We start from the raw sequence: 17123 nt of genomic DNA on the forward strand, positions 1-17123 counted from the left end.
ACCGCTGGTTTGTTACAATATTTCTACATTCCTTTCCGGGTGGATAAAAGTATATTAAGATTTTGTTACAGGAATATTACAAACTATCAAAAAAATAATAGTAAAATAGGCTTGCTGCCATGTTAGACAAGAGCTGGGGACTTTTCTATTCTTTGTAACATATAGCGCTTTCATTACCAGGTAAGGAAGCTGTTTCCTAGTCAACCACATTTTGCAGATGTTTTTTATGTAAACGCTCTTTTATGATGGGAGTAACCACAACCATGAAGGAGCTCGAATTAATGAAAAAACAAATACTTGCCGCTGTTGCCGCAGCAGGGTTCTTATTTTCCGGATTTGGAGGTTCAGCAAGTGCTGCAGGAACCAGCTATACGGTTCAAACAGGTGATACTCTTTGGAAAATCTCTCAAACGACGGGGGTGTCCGTTAGTAATTTAAGAGTTTGGAATAATATTACAAATGATATCATCTATGTAAATGAAAAACTATCATTAGTTGCACCAACCTCTCAAACATCTACCACCTATATTGTAAAATCTGGTGATACGCTATCCGCTATCGCTAAAGCAAATGGGACTACTGTAACGGCGCTGAAAATCCTTAACGGCCTAACCACTGATACGATTTTCGTAGGGCAAAAGCTCGTCGTTAGCGGTACAACAAATAATTCACCCCAATCGATTTCGAAGTCACAACTAGTTATAACAGAGGCGAAAAAATACATAGGGGTACCGTATGTTTGGGGGGGAAGCACCCCTCAGGGCTTTGATTGCAGCGGATTTACGAGCTATGTATTTAATAAGGTGGGAATTTCTATTCCAAGAACAACGGCGACTCAATGGTCTGCTTTGAAAAGTGTAAGTGCTCCAAATCCAGGGGATCTCGTGTTTTTTGCTACAATTTCCTCTAGTCCATCACATGTGGGAATTTATTTGGGCAATAACCAATTTATTCATGCCGGATCGAAAGGAATCACGATTAGTGATATGACTACCTCCTACTGGAAACCAATCTATTTGGGAGCAAAAACTGCATTTTAACATTCATTTAGAGGCTGTCTCAAAATTAGGGGCAGCCTCTTTGTCTATATTTACCTTATGTGTATAATAGTAATACACTACTAATCAGAAATGGATGTAATAATGGATGATGAAAAGGATTGTAAGTATAGGGATCATTATATTGATTATTGCCGTAGGCTTCCTTCAAAAGGACGAACTGATTCAGATTATTAAGGAAGGTGGGATTCTATCCGTCTTCATTAGCATGCTAATGGTTGCTATTTGTGTTTTTTTTCCGGTTGTTCCGTTTGCTGTTTTAGCAGGAGTGATAGGAGCGGTTTTTGGAACAAGGCAGGGAATGCTTGTATCCTTAACAGGAGCAATGATTGGAACCATGTTATTCTTTTTCTTGAGCAGGTATGGATTCCGGGATTTTGCACAGGCGAAACTTGTAAAATACCCAAAGCTGCAGGAATTCGAGCTGTTTCTTGAGCGAAATTCCTTTGTTGCGATTTTGTCATCAAGGCTGATCCCTGTCATTCCGGCCTTTGTTGTCAATCTTGTCTGTGGCTTAAGCAAGGTTAAATGGTTGACTTTTTTTATAGCATCTGCCATCGGTAAGATTCCGAACGTCCTTCTTTTATCTTATGTCGGAGCTTCCTTCAGCAGGAATAAACTGTTATCCGTAGGACTTTATGGTGCCTATATTCTGTTGCTTTTCCTCATTAATTTAGTGATTTTTAACCGCTCAAAATCAAAAATAATTAAATGACATTTTGCATCTTTTGTTTGTTCTCCTCTTCTAGAATGATAACATTTGCAAAAAAACTTTTTAGAATAAGCCACTTGGCAGGATACGTATAAATAAAATCCTCGATTACCTGAGAAGAATAGAGCAATAAATAGTCAATTTGACTTTTTTTCTGTTTTAAGTCATATAAAAGGGCATGAGGAATGGTATAAAAATCATGTAATTGCAGAGGATTCAGTTTTATGATTTCAATCTTATTTTTTTGAATATAGTTGATAATGGATTGTTCCTGCATTCGAGTGCTTTCTTCCTTTGTTTGATTATTGATACAAATACGTTCATTAATAAAATAAATTCCCTTCATCCAATAACACCCCTTTTCACTGCGTTGGTATTGTTATTGACAGGGATCTAGCAAAGTATACTTGGATCATGGTGAGGAGGAGAGCCTAAAAAAAATATCCAGCACCGGGCTGGATATCAAAACAAATATATATAAAAGGGGGGTGTGTAAGGTTCAAACTAGGAACCTAAATCTATCATAGCCAATAAATATGAACAAACTATGAATGAAACTTTAATAGTCTGTAAAATTGGTGACATTAACCATTAAATGATTTCCAAAACGGATAAATTCATATGATCCTGGGAAAAGTAAATAGGATTAAATTCCACATTTACTGGTGAAAAATATGAAAAATAATCAACAGGTTAAAAAGCGAATGATCAATAAAACTTTTTTGATTTGGAAGATGGCAATTGCATCGGCTATTTCATGGGAGATTGCAAAGTTGGCAGGATCGCATCACCCTTATCTAGCCCCTATTTCCGTAATTTTATGCTTACAAACGACCATCAATCGCTCGATACAGTTTTCTTACCATCGAATGGTCGGAACTGTAATTGGGATTTCTGTTACGGTTCTAGCAACGCCCTATTTACAAGTAAATGGCTGGACAATTGGGTTCATTATTTTAGTCGCAGCCTTTCTATCAAAATGGTTGAAGAATGATGAAACAGCCCTCCACCAAGTGGCTCTAACCGTGTTACTCGTTTTTACAGTAGGTCAAAAATCTGGCAATTATCCTATCGATCGTTTTCGTGACACATTAATCGGGGCTATAGTTGCGGTTGTCATCCATATGATCGTCTACCCGCCAAATTTCACCCAAGAGGCAACAAAAAGCATTACGGATTTATCTGAGAATCTAACAACAACTCTTAAAAAAATATCTGATTGGGTGCGAACAGGCCTCGAAAAAGCGGAAGGCCATGATTTGCATATCGAAACAAAAGAATTGTTACAAGAGCTTCATCGAACAAAAAATATCATCCAAGACGCGAAAAGCAGCCTAAGATACAACCCCTTTGCGAAAAAAAGTGAAAAAGTGCTGCAGTTTCATCAACAAAGAATTTATGACTTAACCGAAGGATATTCCTATCTTGCTAATATTGTTGGGACATTACAAGCATGGGTGGCTGCAGGGACTATTACCTCGGATTTGCAATCTCTCTGGGCCGACCAATTCTTAAAACTGGCCCCATTCTTTCAGGCAAAAGAAATCCCGGCAGTCCAGAGTGAGGTGATGATGGTTCAACTTCCTAAAGAAATCCAACAAATGCAATATCAAGTTACTTTATATCATGAAACAAACGCATTAATTAAAAAATTATCAAAAAGCTAGTGAGGCGGAAGTATTTGATAGGGGCGCATCATTTCATAATCCTCGTGCTCAAGCATGTGACAATGCCAGACATATCGGCCCGTGTAGGGGAAGAACGGTATGATAATTCTGGTAATTTGCCCCGGAGGACACCTCACTGTATCCTTCCAACCGCGTTCCCCAGGTTCCGGATGTATTGGATATCCCGTATATCGTATTATTTTCGATTTTTTAAAGTGTTCCACATCATATGGTCGGCGTTCAAGAATTTGAAACTGGACAAGGTGAACATGGATCGGATGGTCATCGCCGTTTGTATTAACGAAATTCCAGATTTCACGTGAACCTGCAAAGGGATTTTCCGTAATTGGATCATCCCATTTTTTCTTATCGAGGAGAAACAGGGAGCGCCCAAAACGATCTTTTTCTTCACTTAATTCTAAAAACCTTTGCTTACTTGCTGTATGTTCCGGCAGGCGAAGAATGGTCCCCAAAAAATTTGGAATCACACTCGTATCCATGCTGGAAAGAGGTTTGGTTACGCGAAATTGCATAACCATTCCAGTTGTTTCAGGATCGACAGGATCACCAATCGGAAAATGTGTTGGTGCATCATTTTTCAAAAGAATCGTTTTGCCGGCATGTTTTGAAAAATCAACGATGAGATCTGCGCGTTCTGCCGGTGCTAACAGGATGGATGCTGCTTCCACAGGTTTCTCCAGTAAACCGCTGTCCGTTCCAATTTGATACATCACTTGTCCGGAATCCAATGTCAATCGAAAAAAACGGGCATTGCTTCCATTTAATATTCTGAAGCGGTATTTTCTTGGTTCGACCAACAAATGCGGCCATATCTTCCCATTGACGACAATCGTATCCCCGAAGAAGGAAGTGATAATGGAAGGGGTAATGCCAGCTTCATGACCTACAGGGTAGGAAAGAGAACCATCCAATTGAAAAGAGCGGTCCTGAATGAGTAAAGGAATTTCGAAGGGGCCGGCTGGAAGATTTAAAGAACGTTCATGATGATCGCGAATCAAATAAAATCCAGCCAATCCGGCATAAATATTCAATCTCGTCAGCCCGATTGCATGGTCATGATACCAAAGTGTCCGCGAGCTTTGCTGGTTCCCATATTCAACTATTTTTTTTTGAAAAAATGGGCCCGTTTTCTTAAACCGCTTCGTAAACCAGGCATCCGGATATCCGTCACTCGATGGCTCTGTCCTCCCGCCGTGAAGATGGACAACCGTTCTCACATCAGGCTTATTTATATCCGCGCCATGTACCGAATGATCAATCGAAAATAGATGTTTTTCCGGAAGATCATTTTTCCACTGAACAAAAACTCGTTCCCCCATCTCAGCTTCAATTGTTGGTCCAGGATAGCTGCCTTCATATCCCCATACAGTCGTTTCAGGCAATTCGCTATGCAAGGATTGCTTTACCTGCCTCATTTTTACTTCATAATAGGTGTATTCTCCTGACTGCCACTTTGGTTTTAATCGTGGTGGAATTGGGAGAAGGTCAATAAATTTTGAAAGTTTCATACCTACCGCTCCTAACAGACATCTTTTAAATAGCGTATGTTTCTTCTATGAAAAAAATTAACCATTCTAGGAATGGTTTAGCGGTGAATATAAATAGGGTAGGAATTTTTTGTGCGGAAAGAGGAGTAGCATGATGGATCTTTTTCCGATTTTTTGAATCCAGCTCTGCTTGTATAAACATGGCTCGATGATGCTACTAATCTTTCATTTCGCATTAAAGGGGGGAAGACTATGGAGGTAATTGGCAAAGGCATTATCCGAAAGGATGCACAGGAAAAAGTGACTGGCAGGGCGTTATACACCAATGATATCCAATCATCCAAAATCCTTTCCTGTCATAAGGTGATCAGCCCCTATGGCCATGCGCGAATTGTCTCGATTGATACGTCTGAAGCTTCAGCAGTGCTAGGGGTTAGAGCGATTGTATTAGGGGGGAGTCATCTCCCTTTAATCGGGGAAGCAGTTCGCGACCGCCCGCCAATTGCCTATGATCGGGTTCGTTATCACGGAGAACCGGTGGCACTGGTTGTTGCGGATACACCGGCACAGGCCAAAGAAGCGGCAGATTTAGTGAAGGTCCAATATGAATTGCTGTCTGTGGTGAATTCGCCCACGCAGGCGTTTCAAAAAAATGCACCGCTGATTCATGAACGTTTGGGTGAATACAAAAAGGACGAAGTTTCTTTCCCTGTGCCAGGAACCAATATTGCGACACACTATAAAATCCGCAAAGGAAATATGGATAAAGGCTGGTCCGAGGGGGAAATCACCGTAGAAGCAAGCTACAGCTTCTCTCCTTCGGACCATGCGGCAATGGAAACAAGATGTGCCATTGCCGAGATTTTACCAGATGGAATTATAAATATTACAACCTCTTCTCAAGCTCCGTATATGGCAAAAAGGCTCATTGCAGATTACTTTGATGAAGATATCGGGAAAATTGTTGTTCAAACCCCGTTCGTAGGAGGCGGTTACGGAGGAAAAGCTCCAGTCCAGCTAGAAGTGTTCGCATACCTTGCTTCAAAGGCAGTTGGCGGAAGGGCGGTTAAAGTCTTTAATACTCGGGAAGAGGATCTTATCACCTCCCCCTGTCATATCGGTTTAGATGCTAATGTTAAAATTGGCGCGGATCGAAAAGGAATGATTAAAGCGATGGAAATCCGCTATTTATGGGATGGGGGAGCTTATTCGGATAAAGCTGTGGATGTGTCAAGATCGGGTGCTGTCGACTGCACAGGCCCGTACAATGTTGAAAATGTTTGGTGTGACTCCTATTGTATGTATACCAATCATCCCTATGCCTCACCGTTTAGAGGCTTCAGCCATTCTGAACTTTCCTTTGCAATCGAAAGAACGATGGACCTTCTGGCGCAAAAATTAGCCATGGACCCGCTCCAATTAAGATATATCAACGCTATTAGACCAGGAAACACGACACCCACAAGAGTGCTGTTAAATAAAAGTAATCTCGGCGATTTACCGCAATGTATCGAGAAATTACGAGAAATTTTTAAATGGGATGGAAGGCAGGTTCAGGAAATCAATGAGCAGTTCGTCCGTGTAAAGGCGGTTGCCTGCAGCTGGAAAACATCAACGATTGATCCGAATGCTCCATCAGGGGCGATTATCTCGTTTAATCCAGATGGCAGTATTAATGTCATGTCAGGTGTAGTCGAAATTGGACAGGGAACAAAAACGATTCTTGCCCAAATTGCGGCTGAAAGATTGAAGATGGATGTGAATAAAGTCCATGTACGATTAGATGTGGATACGCAAACGATGCCGGAGCATTGGAAAACAGTCGCAAGCCGTGGAACGTTCATGGCGGGAAAAGCTGTTTTGCTGGCAGCAGAGGATGTAATCCGCCAATTGAAAGAAATTGCTTCAACGGTTTTACGGGCTCCAACGGAAGACCTCGAAATTGGAAATAGCCGCGTGTTTATAGGGGATAACCCCTCCATAGGCGTTGATTATAAAGATATCGGCTACGGCTATCAATATCCCAATGGGAATGCGATTGGCGGCCAAATAATTGGCGTAGGGAAATATATCATGCGACACCTGACCCGCATCGATCCCGAAACAGGCGAAGGGAAACCGGGTCCGGAATGGACGACTGCAGCCTACGGAATAGAAGTCGAATTTGACCGGCGCAATTACACGTATCGTGTCGTCAAGGCAGCGACTGTAGTGGATGCCGGAAAAGTAATGAACGAAAAAATGGCACTGGGCCAGATTATGGGTGCCATGAGTATGGGGATTGCCTTCGCCGGAAGAGAAACCTTTTATTTTGATGAGCTCGGCAGGGTGCTGAATCCACAGCTTCGGACATACCGGCCGCTGCGTTATGGAGAAAACCCTGAGTACTTAGTAGGGTTTGTGGAAACGCCACAGATGGACTCACCCTATGGAGCTCGCGGAATAGGTGAGTTTGGATTGATGGGCATGCCAGGGGTACTGGGAAATGCCCTGTCAATGGCGGCAGGAATTTCATTAAATCATTTACCTCTTATTCCAGAGCTAATCTGGAAGACAAAGGAGGGAAGCAGATAAATGGAATTTGATTATTTTAAACCTAAAACCTTAAAAGAAGCCCTTGATTTATATCAGTATTTGGATCAGCAAGGCACTCAGCCGATGTTTATATCTGGGGGAACGGAATTAATAACCCTCGGGAGAATTGATCTTGTCTATACAGAGGCAGTGATTGATTTGAAGGGGATTGCTGAATGTCAGGTGATGGAGTTTGACGGGGACTATTTGGTGTTGGGCAGCACGCTGACGCTGACGCAAATTGAGGAGGCTAACCCTTTTCCGTTGTTAAGTAAAACAGCAAGTGAAATAGCGGATCATACGGCACGGGTAAAAATCACATTGGGCGGAAATATTTGTGCGCAAATTTTTTACCGTGAAGCGGTACTTCCTTTTTTACTGGCTGACAGCCAGGTGGTCACAGTGGGTCCGGAAGGCGTAAAAGTATCGGCTATTCAAGATATTTTCAATGAGCAGCTTCAGTTGAAACAAGGAGAGTTTCTCGTTCAAGTAGCAACGGAACAAAGATACCTTTCGGCTCCATTTGTCAGCATAAAACGACGCCAGCAATGGGATACCGGCTATCCTTTAATTACCGTCGCCGCCTTGAAAATCAATAATGTTGTCAGGGTTGCAATAAGCGGACTGTGTCCGTTTCCGTTTCGGTCAAAAAAAATGGAGACCGGGTTGAATAGACAAGGGATTTCTATATCTGAAAGGGTAACCGGTGCTATGTCAGATTTACCTGAACCCATCCTCAATGATGTAGAGGGATCTTCCGAATACCGGCTATTTGTTTTAAAAAATTTATTGACTGAGATTTTGATAGAATTGGATGGAGTGAGGGGATGAAGCAATAGATTAACAGGAAAGGGGGAGCGGCAATTTTGAAAACCCATACGATTCAATTAAATATTAATGACGAGATTCATGAGGTGACGGTAAGATCTGCAGACACCTTATTACAAGTAATACGTTTAAAGATTGGATTAACAGGTGCTAAACCAGGCTGTTTAAACGGTGATTGCGGTGCCTGTACAATTAATGTTGACGGATGGCCGATGAAATCGTGTTTAATGCTTGCAGTAGAAGGAATCGGGAAAAAAATTACCACTATCGAGGGGTTAAGGGACACCCCGATTCAAAAAGCGTTCATAGAAAACTTTTCCTTTCAATGCGGCTATTGCACACCCGGATTCATTATGAACTGCCATTCGTTAATCCAACAGCATCCAGACGCAGATGACAAGACCATCAAAGAATGGCTAGAATCGAATATTTGCCGCTGCACCGGCTACGCAGAAATCGAAAAGGCTATCAAATCGGTTTTGAAGAAATAAAGAAGGGGTCAGTCCCCCGTCGCTTTAAAGCGACGGGGGACTGACCCCTATTTAACATCTTCTTTTTTCTTTTCGTAATGGAAATAGGTATCCAAGACTTTTCGGCCGATTGTTAAGTTGGCTTTATTTTCAGCTTTTCCTTGGTAGGCCCAAGGGACTAGTACGGCCATGGCGATTTTAGGATTTGAGCTTGGTGCATAGCTGACTAAGCTTAGGTTGATGACTGGAGGCGGTTCTTTTCCATACAAATTGCGGTTTGGTCCATCATAAAAAGCTTCAGCTGTACCGGTCTTTCCAGCGGGTGAATAAGGAACATCGTGATAATATTTATAAGCTGTACCACCAGGCTCCTGGAAAACCTTTCTAAACCCAATTTTCACCCGTCTTAGCCAGTCCGGTTTTACGTCAATCGTGTTAAGCACTTTTGGATGGATTTCTTGATATACGGATCCAATTCCTTTTATTCCATCCACCGGCTCACGAATTTCCTTAACCAGATGGGGCTGCATGCGAAACCCGCCGTTTGCAATCGTCGAAACATATTGGGCCATTTGCATCGGGGAATAGGTGTCATATTGACCGATGACAAGGTCAAGTAAAAATCCGGGCAATTTACTGGTTCCTTTTAATCCAACCTGTTCATTTGGAAGGTCTATGCCGGTGTGAGCTCCCAGTCCGAAGCCTGCAAAAGAATTTCGAATAATATCGAAGCTCTTGGATTTCAAATTCAATGGGTGATCATAAACATATTCACCACCGCCAATCCTGATGGCGGTGCGGAACATATAAACGTTTGATGATTTTTTAAGGGCATCAATTTCATTTAATGTTCCTAAATACATCCATGATTTCTTAAGCGGGGTGCTTTTAATCTTGATGCCCTCGTCATTTAAATACGTATTCGGCGTGATCGCCCCTGTTTTATAGCCAGTTAAGACGGTTGCCCCTTTAACAGCAGAACCCACATTATAGGTTGTTGTAAATGTCCCTAAAGCATCATCCATCATTTCCGCTCTGCCGGTTTTCTCATTTTTGACGATTCGTTTCCCAGCCATTGTCAATACTTCTCCGGTTTTCGGGTCCATTAGGACGACATAGGCTCTATCCAGGAAATGAGTACCGGGCAGTCTTTTTAATGACCAAAGCTCTTGTTCGATAATTTTTTCTACCTTCATTTGTAAACCCATATCAATGCTTAAAACAAGATCCTTTCCTCTTTTTCCGTCAGATAAAACCTCGGTATTCAAGACATTACCTGAGCTATCAGTCACATTTTTAATTTTTGATTTATACCCATGGAGAATATCTTCATATTGATATTCTAAGTAACTTTTTCCGACTCGGTCATTTCGGTTATAACCCCTTGATAAAAAATAGTAAAGCTGATCGGCCGGTAATCCCTCATCCGAGGTGGTTACCTTTCCTAATACGGATCTTAAAGTGTTATGAAAGTTATAAGATCTCTCCCAATCGGTCGTGGTATCAATACCAGGAAGGGATTGAAGATTTTCACTGACAACAGCAAATTCCTTGTCGGTTACATCCTCATTTTTCACGATTTGTGGGGTGAATTTGTAGGAATTGCTAATTTCACGGTAGATCGCAATGACATTAAGGTCATCAGCGGTCAATTTTTTTAAATCTCTTTCCGTAACACGCTCTAATTTTATTTGATATATATCCTTATCCAATAGTTTATTTGAAGCATAGAGCGCTTTTTCTTTCCTGGTAATTTTTGCATCAGCCTCCTGTGGATGCTTTAAAATCCAATAGTCCTTCTTATCTTTTTCTGTCACTTTATCCGTTTTTTTTACAATTAATTGAGCCAGTTTTTCCGACGTATTCAGCATCTCCTGCTGATTCGCACCTAAATTTGTATAAGTAATCGCTTTTTTCGGAACGTTATCAACAATAATTTTTTTATTTCGGTCAAGCATTTTCCCCCTTGGCACAGGGTTTTGGATGGTAATATCCCCATTTCTCGCTAAATCTCTTTTAAAATTTTCGCCATAGACAATTTGCACAAAACCTAAACGTAATATTAGTGCGGAAAACAATATAAAGATACTGAAAAAAATGATATTAAGGCGAAAGGGGAAATGCGATTTTTTTTTATTTTCCAATCGTTACACATCCTTCATCCATCAATCTGCGGTTATTATGCCCACATGAAAAAAATGGTATTAATCAAGCGGTTAAAAATATTGTCAATTTATGAATGACTGAATTTTTTCCAAATTATAAATATTTCCTTTATAATAAAAATGAAATGTATCCGTTTTCAAAATTGATACATTTTGTAGAGGAGAAATTATTTGGAGGGATATACATATGGAGCAAAAGGTCGTAGATCAGACCTTGCAAAAAACATTGGCTCAATTTAAAGCATTAGACGAGAAAATTTCACATTTTTCAAGTGTCAGCGGTTTAATTGACTGGGATCAAAAAGTAATGGCACCAAAAAAAGGGAGAAGAACTTTTGCTAAAGCAGCCGGTACCATTCGCACAGAGGTTTTTAAACTCTCCGTTTCTAAAGAGATGGGGGACCTGTTAGCGGTATTAACCTCTCCAGAAAACCATTCGCAACTTGATGATCGAACACAAGCGAAGCTTAGAGAATACAAGGCCTATTATCAAAAATCAAAAAGCATCCCGGCTGACATGTTTCAGGAGTATGCCGTTTTAACCGGCCAAGCCAACGATGCGTGGGAAGAGGCCAGAGAGACAGATAATTTTGAACACTTCCTCCCATACTTAGAAAAAATCATCGACTTTAAACGCAAATTTGCTGAAATTTTTGGCTATGAAGACCACCCATATGATGCGTTATTAGACGAATTCGAACCAGGTTTAACGGTTAAAACATTAGATCCCTTGTTTGCAAAATTAAGAGAAGCCAGTGTGAACCTATTGGTTCGAATCCAGGCGAATGGAAGGCCGACCCCTGTCGAAATTTTTGATCAATCCTATGAAGTTAACAAACAAAAGGAATTCAATCGCTATATTTTACCTGTCATCGGTTTTGACCTTGAAGCTGGCCGGTTGGATGAAACCGTCCATCCATTCGCACAGACCGTTAATACGGGTGATGTCCGGTTAACTACACGCTATTTGGAAGACAATGTTCGCTCAGCCATATTCGGTACCATACATGAAGCAGGCCATGGGATCTATGAGCAGCAGGTCAATCCGGAATTTGAGGAATCTGTCTTGCAAAGTGGCGCATCCTTTGGCATTCACGAATCACAGTCACGCTTTTTAGAAAATATGGTTGGCCGCAGCAAGGAATTTTGGGAATATTTTTATCAGGTGCTTCAAAGCACTTTTCCAGCGCAATTAGAGGATGTGACGGTAGAGGAGTTTCACCGGGCAGTAAACACAGTCCAGCCTTCCTTTATCCGAGTTGAAGCAGATGAATTAACCTATAACCTGCACATTATGATTCGTTATGAAATTGAAAAAGCGTTAATCGCAGGGGAAATTGAAGCGAAGGATCTTCCTGCCATTTGGAATGAAAAAATGCAGGACTACCTGGGAGTGACGCCAGGAACAGATACAGAAGGGGTCCTTCAGGATGTCCACTGGTCCTTTGGAGGCTTTGGCTATTTCCCATCCTATTCATTGGGAAATCTTTATGCAGCACAAATTCTGCGCACAATCCAAAAAGAAATGCCGGATTTTGAAAGCAGCATTCAAAATGGAAAATTCGATAAGATTCAAACATGGTTAAAAGAAAAAATTCATCAGTACGGAAAGCTGTATACACCGAATGAATTGATTGTCAAAGTAACTGGTGAGGAATTGAACGCTGATTATCTTGTGGAATATTTGGAAAAAAAATATACAGAGATTTACGGACTATAGTTTGTTAGGGAGGGGCGATGCCCTTCTCTTTTTTCATTTCCAATAAATATTTAATAAATAATTAATCATTCATTAATACAATGTTTATGGGGATTGTCTAATCTAAACCTGTATCATTATTGTCATGGTTTCCATTAATGGCCATCGCATTATTGTTGACTTTTTTAGTATAATAGGGTAGAAACAGTCAGGACGATTGGTTCTCATATTTCACATTATTTAATACTTTACGTTATGATAATTGTAGTTAAAAGAATTTTAATAGAGAAGGTGGTGTTTTGATGTCCATTCGCTTTAGGCTTTTAATCTCCTATCTCGCGATGATACTAGTGCCGATCTTCTTTATTGTGATTTCAGCTCTTTTAGTCGCGCTATTATTTAGAGGGGATTTTAATGAGCTGCGAAACATCTATATACCGCCTGAGCATCACCATCAGATTTCAGCCAAGGATCAACTTTTAGTTAATCTGCAGCGGCAATCACTGAAAAATTCAGGGGAATTTACGAATATCTCCTATCTAAATCAAATTGATAAGCAACTTGAAAAATCCGGCTCCGCTTTAGTGGTAAAAAGAAGCAACAAAGTCATTTACAAATCACATCAACTTAGCAGGCTCGATATAGAGGACCTTCCATTATTTGGTGAAATTGCAGAGGTTGACCCATTCGAGAGAGTTGATCACCGTTTTGTTTCGATCCAAAAAATTGATTTCTTTTTTCCGGATCAGACAGAAGGTTCGTTATATTTTGTCACGGATGCCAGCGGCTTAGCTAAATTTGTCCGTGCCTCCTATCCGCTGTTATTTATTGGTTTAATTGTTATCCTAATTGTGACAAACGGATTATTGACATATTTTGTTTCAAGAAGTATCATTCGGCCTATTCGAAACCTGCAAAGATCAGCCCGGCTGATGAAAGAGGGAAATTTGAATGTCCCGATAAAAGCTACATCAAAAGATGAGCTCGGGCAATTGGCACAAAGCTTCGATGAGATGAGGGAAAAATTAAAAGAATCGATTGAACAGCAGCTGGCCATGGAAGCTAATCGAAAAGAGCTCATTGCCAATATTTCACATGATTTAAAAACACCCATCACCACTATAAAAGGATATGTTGAAGGAATCCGCGATGGCGTGGCAAATAGTCAGGAAAAAATCGACCGGTATATTCAGACTATTTATTCTAAATCAAATGATTTGGACCATATGATTGATGAGCTATTTCTTTATTCCAAATTAGACTTGCAACGGCTTCCTTTTCATTTTGAAAAAATTCCCTTCGATGATTATTTGCGTGATTATGTCGAAGAGCTTCGTTTTGATGTAGAAGAAATGAATGTTGAAATACACTTAAATATTGAAAAAAATAGTGATTATTATATAATGGTTGACCGTGAACATCTGAAACGAGTGATCACCAATATCGTTGAAAATTCCATGAAATATATCGAAACTGACCATAAAATACTTGACTTTCATCTATCATCCGAAATTTCTGATATAATATTAAAAATAGAAGATAATGGACCCGGAATTGATGAAGCAAATCTGCCTAACATCTTTGAAAGGTTTTATCGGGCCGATTTAGCCAGAGGAACCGAAAAAGGCGGCAGCGGACTGGGTCTTTCCATAGCCAGAAGAATTATCGAAGAACACCATGGGTCTATTTGGGCAGAAAGTATAAAAGGTCAAGGTACATCGATCTTTATAAGGCTGAATAAGGCGGGTGGACAAGTTGAAACACATTCTAATCATTGAAGATGATAAAAGTATTGCTGAATTAGAGCGCGATTATTTAGAAATAGAAGGATATCGTGTCGATATCGCCCTTAATGGAAATGACGGCTTAAATAAAGCATTAAAGGAAGAAACAGATTTAGTTTTACTTGATTTAATGCTTCCAGGGATTGATGGTTTTCAAATTTGCAAAGCAATCAGAGTGGAAAAGGATATTCCCATTTTAATGGTTTCAGCCAAAAAAGAGGATATAGACAAAATCCGCGGGCTGGGGATCGGGGCGGATGATTATATTGTCAAGCCATTTAGCCCAAGCGAATTGGTTGCTCGGGTGAAAGCCCATATAGCCCGGTATGAACGATTAATTACAAAAGAAACCCAAACAGAATCAATTATGATTCGGGGCTTGAGGATTGATAAGTCATCAAGACAGGTATACGTGAATAACCACGAAGTGATCTTAACAGCGAAAGAGTTTGATGTATTAACCTTTTTAGCGATGCATCCAAACCATGTTTTCAGTAAGGAACAGTTATTTGAGCGGCTTTGGGGTTTTGATTCACTGGGCGAGATATCGACGGTTACCGTCCATATCCGGAAAATTCGCGAAAAGATCGAAACAGACCCCTCCAATCCTCAGTATATCGAAACCGTATGGGGAGCTGGATACCGATTTAAAGGGTAAAGTTTATCAATTACGAATGAGGAGTTAATAATGATATGAATTACAGACAAAAGGATAAAATGCTGCTACTTTCTGCCACATTTGGAGATGGACATAAGCAAGTGGCAAATGCAATCAGTGAAGCTGTTGAATTTACGCTTCCAAATATGGAGCCAATTATAATTGATATTATGGAGTGGTTACATCCTGTTCTTTATCCGGTAAGTAATTATTTTTATAAAAGAGTCATTAAAAAATTCCCTCAGGTGTATGGCTATCTTTATCAAAAAACACGGGAAAGAAATGCATTCTCCGCTAAATTAAATACACTTTTCTCAATGGGAATGCGCTCTATGCTTGAGATTCTGGAAGAGATAAATCCATCAGTTGTTGTCAGCACCTACCCGTTTGCAGCGGGAATTATGTCCAAATTAAAAGAACAGGGATTGATTGATATTCCAGTTGTGACCATCATTACGGATTATACAGATCATTCCTATTGGATTCATCCGTATACGGATCAATATGTCGTTGGCTCCAGACAGGTCCGTGACCGCTTAATTTCACTGGGTGTAGACAGCAGAAAGATTAAATGCACCGGAATTCCAATTCGACAAAAATTTGTTAAGAAACAACCGCGAAAATTGCTAGTGGAAAAATATGGCCTTAATTCTAATCAATTTACGATTTTGATCATGGGCGGCGGTGACGGATTTTTTGGAAAAGGAAAGTCAACTTTTCAGGCATTAGAAAATCTTTCTTGCTCTGTTCAGTTGATTGTTGTTTGCGGCCGCAACAAAAAATTACGGAAACAATTGGAGGAAGAGCTTAGAACATCCAAACATAATGTGCTTGTTCTGGGATTCTGTGAAAATATCCATGAATTAATGTCAGTAGCTGATTTTATGATTTCCAAACCAGGCGGTGTGACCACGTCAGAAGCAATTGCCATGGAGCTGCCGTTATTAATCTTTAATCCGCTGCCGGGACAAGAGGAGGATAATGCCAATTATTTAGTGAAAACAGGGATTGCCATCAGGGCGGAAGATGAGCAGGATTTACTTTTAAAAATCGATTCCATCCTGTATGATTCCTTTTCCTTACTATCGATGAGGCAAAAAACGAAGCAATTTCAAACGAAAACCTCCTCATTGGATGCACTTGCGGTGATTTTACGGGCGGCGAAAAGATATGAAAGACCAAACATTGCTTTGGCAAAATAATGAGCTTTTCAGATCGATGAAAGTAGTTAAGCAGGTGACGATTTAAATGGAAAGGGATTTGATTTTTGGAACTTTTCTATTCATTATTCTTTATACGATAATGCCATCTTTTATATATAGGGGCTTGGGATTGGGCGTCACCAAGAAATTGAAGGATTCAAGAAAAGTTGCCTTAACCTTTGATGATGGACCCAATCCGGTTTATACGCCGATCCTTCTGGATTTACTTAAAAAGTATGATGTCAAGGCCACCTTTTTTGTTCTTGGCTCCAAAGCGGAAAAATATCCGGAATTGATATTACGGATGCACCAGGAGGGGCATTTAATTGGTATTCATAATTATGCTCATCGGTCTAATTGGCTGATGCTTCCATGGACCGTCCACAGAAAATTGAACAAAAGTGCCTCGATTATTGAAGGAATCACGGGGGTAAGGCCGATCTATTACCGCCCGCCGTGGGGGCTTTTAAATCTGTTCGACTTATTCACCATTCACAGCTACAGAACGATTCTCTGGTCTGTTATGGCTGAGGATTGGCGCAGTTCAGGTGGCAGTGAAAAAGTAAAGCAAAAACTGCTGTCTGAGACAAAACAAGGAGATATTATCCTTTTGCACGATTGCGGAGAAACCTTCGGCGCTGACTCAGATGCCCCGATGAATACCATTACGGCCTTAAAGGACGTATTAGCGGAGTTAAAATTGCGAAAGCTTTCCTATGCAAGAGTCGATGAAATATAGCTTTATCGAATAGCCTAATTGAATAATCGCATATAAATTTGACAGCTGGGAATGAGTTC

The 17123-nt window shown here is 40.4% G+C and carries 14 protein-coding genes; 11 read left to right on the forward strand and 3 right to left on the reverse strand.

Annotated elements, in window-relative coordinates; genetic code table 11:
* Window positions 1–281: 281 nt before the first annotated feature.
* On the forward strand, window positions 282–1040 hold the full coding sequence (locus ACZ5XR_RS09670) for a C40 family peptidase (protein ID WP_464501442.1): 759 nt from the start codon (window positions 282–284) through the stop codon (window positions 1038–1040).
* A 106-nt stretch (window positions 1041–1146) separates the two neighbouring features.
* Window positions 1147–1773: a TVP38/TMEM64 family protein gene (locus ACZ5XR_RS09675; protein WP_464501443.1), complete on the forward strand. Its 627-nt coding sequence runs from the start codon at window positions 1147–1149 to the stop codon at window positions 1771–1773.
* Here the strand turns inward: ACZ5XR_RS09675 and ACZ5XR_RS09680 are convergent.
* Window positions 1766–2116 (reverse strand): hypothetical protein, encoded by a 351-nt coding sequence (locus ACZ5XR_RS09680; RefSeq protein ID WP_464501444.1) that lies wholly within the window; start codon window positions 2114–2116, stop codon window positions 1766–1768. The two genes, ACZ5XR_RS09675 and ACZ5XR_RS09680, sit on opposite strands and share 8 nt — an antisense overlap.
* Window positions 2117–2444: 328 nt before the next feature.
* Here ACZ5XR_RS09680 and ACZ5XR_RS09685 point away from each other — a divergent pair, with 328 nt between their 5' ends.
* Window positions 2445–3437: an FUSC family protein gene (locus ACZ5XR_RS09685; RefSeq protein WP_464501445.1), complete on the forward strand. Its 993-nt coding sequence runs from the start codon at window positions 2445–2447 to the stop codon at window positions 3435–3437.
* Here the strand turns inward: ACZ5XR_RS09685 and ACZ5XR_RS09690 are convergent.
* Window positions 3434–4966, reverse strand: coding sequence for a multicopper oxidase family protein (locus ACZ5XR_RS09690; RefSeq protein ID WP_464501446.1), 1533 nt, complete (start codon window positions 4964–4966; stop codon window positions 3434–3436). The two genes, ACZ5XR_RS09685 and ACZ5XR_RS09690, sit on opposite strands and share 4 nt — an antisense overlap.
* 231 nt (window positions 4967–5197) lie before the next feature.
* On the opposite strand from ACZ5XR_RS09690, the gene ACZ5XR_RS09695 reads away from it, so the two are divergent.
* The 3 genes from ACZ5XR_RS09695 to ACZ5XR_RS09705 are packed head-to-tail and all read left to right on the forward strand — an operon-like array spanning window position 5198 to window position 8838.
* Window positions 5198–7519: a xanthine dehydrogenase family protein molybdopterin-binding subunit gene (locus tag ACZ5XR_RS09695; RefSeq protein ID WP_464501447.1), complete on the forward strand. Its 2322-nt coding sequence runs from the start codon at window positions 5198–5200 to the stop codon at window positions 7517–7519.
* Entirely contained in the window at window positions 7520–8350 is an 831-nt protein-coding gene (locus tag ACZ5XR_RS09700) for an FAD binding domain-containing protein (protein ID WP_464501448.1), read from the forward strand.
* Window positions 8351–8385: 35 nt separating this feature from the next.
* Window positions 8386–8838: a (2Fe-2S)-binding protein gene (locus ACZ5XR_RS09705; RefSeq protein ID WP_464501449.1), complete on the forward strand. Its 453-nt coding sequence runs from the start codon at window positions 8386–8388 to the stop codon at window positions 8836–8838.
* A 47-nt stretch (window positions 8839–8885) separates the two neighbouring features.
* On the opposite strand, the gene ACZ5XR_RS09710 is transcribed toward ACZ5XR_RS09705, so the two are convergent.
* Entirely contained in the window at window positions 8886–10961 is a 2076-nt protein-coding gene (locus ACZ5XR_RS09710; protein WP_464501450.1) for a peptidoglycan D,D-transpeptidase FtsI family protein, read from the reverse strand.
* A 208-nt stretch (window positions 10962–11169) separates the two neighbouring features.
* Between ACZ5XR_RS09710 and ACZ5XR_RS09715 the strand changes: the two genes are divergently transcribed.
* The 5 genes from ACZ5XR_RS09715 (at window position 11170) to ACZ5XR_RS09735 (ending at window position 17064) form a co-directional block, all read left to right on the forward strand.
* Window positions 11170–12702 carry a carboxypeptidase M32 gene (locus ACZ5XR_RS09715; RefSeq protein ID WP_464501451.1) on the forward strand — a complete coding sequence of 511 codons (1533 nt, stop codon included), beginning with the start codon at window positions 11170–11172 and terminating at the stop codon, window positions 12700–12702.
* A gap of 281 nt (window positions 12703–12983) precedes the next feature.
* Window positions 12984–14459 carry a sensor histidine kinase gene (locus ACZ5XR_RS09720; RefSeq protein ID WP_464501452.1) on the forward strand — a complete coding sequence of 492 codons (1476 nt, stop codon included), beginning with the start codon at window positions 12984–12986 and terminating at the stop codon, window positions 14457–14459.
* Window positions 14428–15123: a response regulator transcription factor gene (locus ACZ5XR_RS09725; protein ID WP_464501453.1), complete on the forward strand. Its 696-nt coding sequence runs from the start codon at window positions 14428–14430 to the stop codon at window positions 15121–15123. The genes ACZ5XR_RS09720 and ACZ5XR_RS09725 overlap by 32 nt, the downstream gene beginning before the upstream one ends.
* Before the next feature lie 35 nt (window positions 15124–15158).
* Complete coding sequence (locus tag ACZ5XR_RS09730; protein WP_464501454.1) at window positions 15159–16325, forward strand: MGDG synthase family glycosyltransferase; 1167 nt, start codon at window positions 15159–15161, stop codon at window positions 16323–16325.
* A gap of 46 nt (window positions 16326–16371) precedes the next feature.
* Window positions 16372–17064 (forward strand): polysaccharide deacetylase family protein, encoded by a 693-nt coding sequence (locus ACZ5XR_RS09735; protein ID WP_464501455.1) that lies wholly within the window; start codon window positions 16372–16374, stop codon window positions 17062–17064.
* The last annotated feature ends 59 nt before the right edge of the window (window positions 17065–17123 follow it).

The organism is Neobacillus sp. Fa239, from assembly GCF_055395235.1.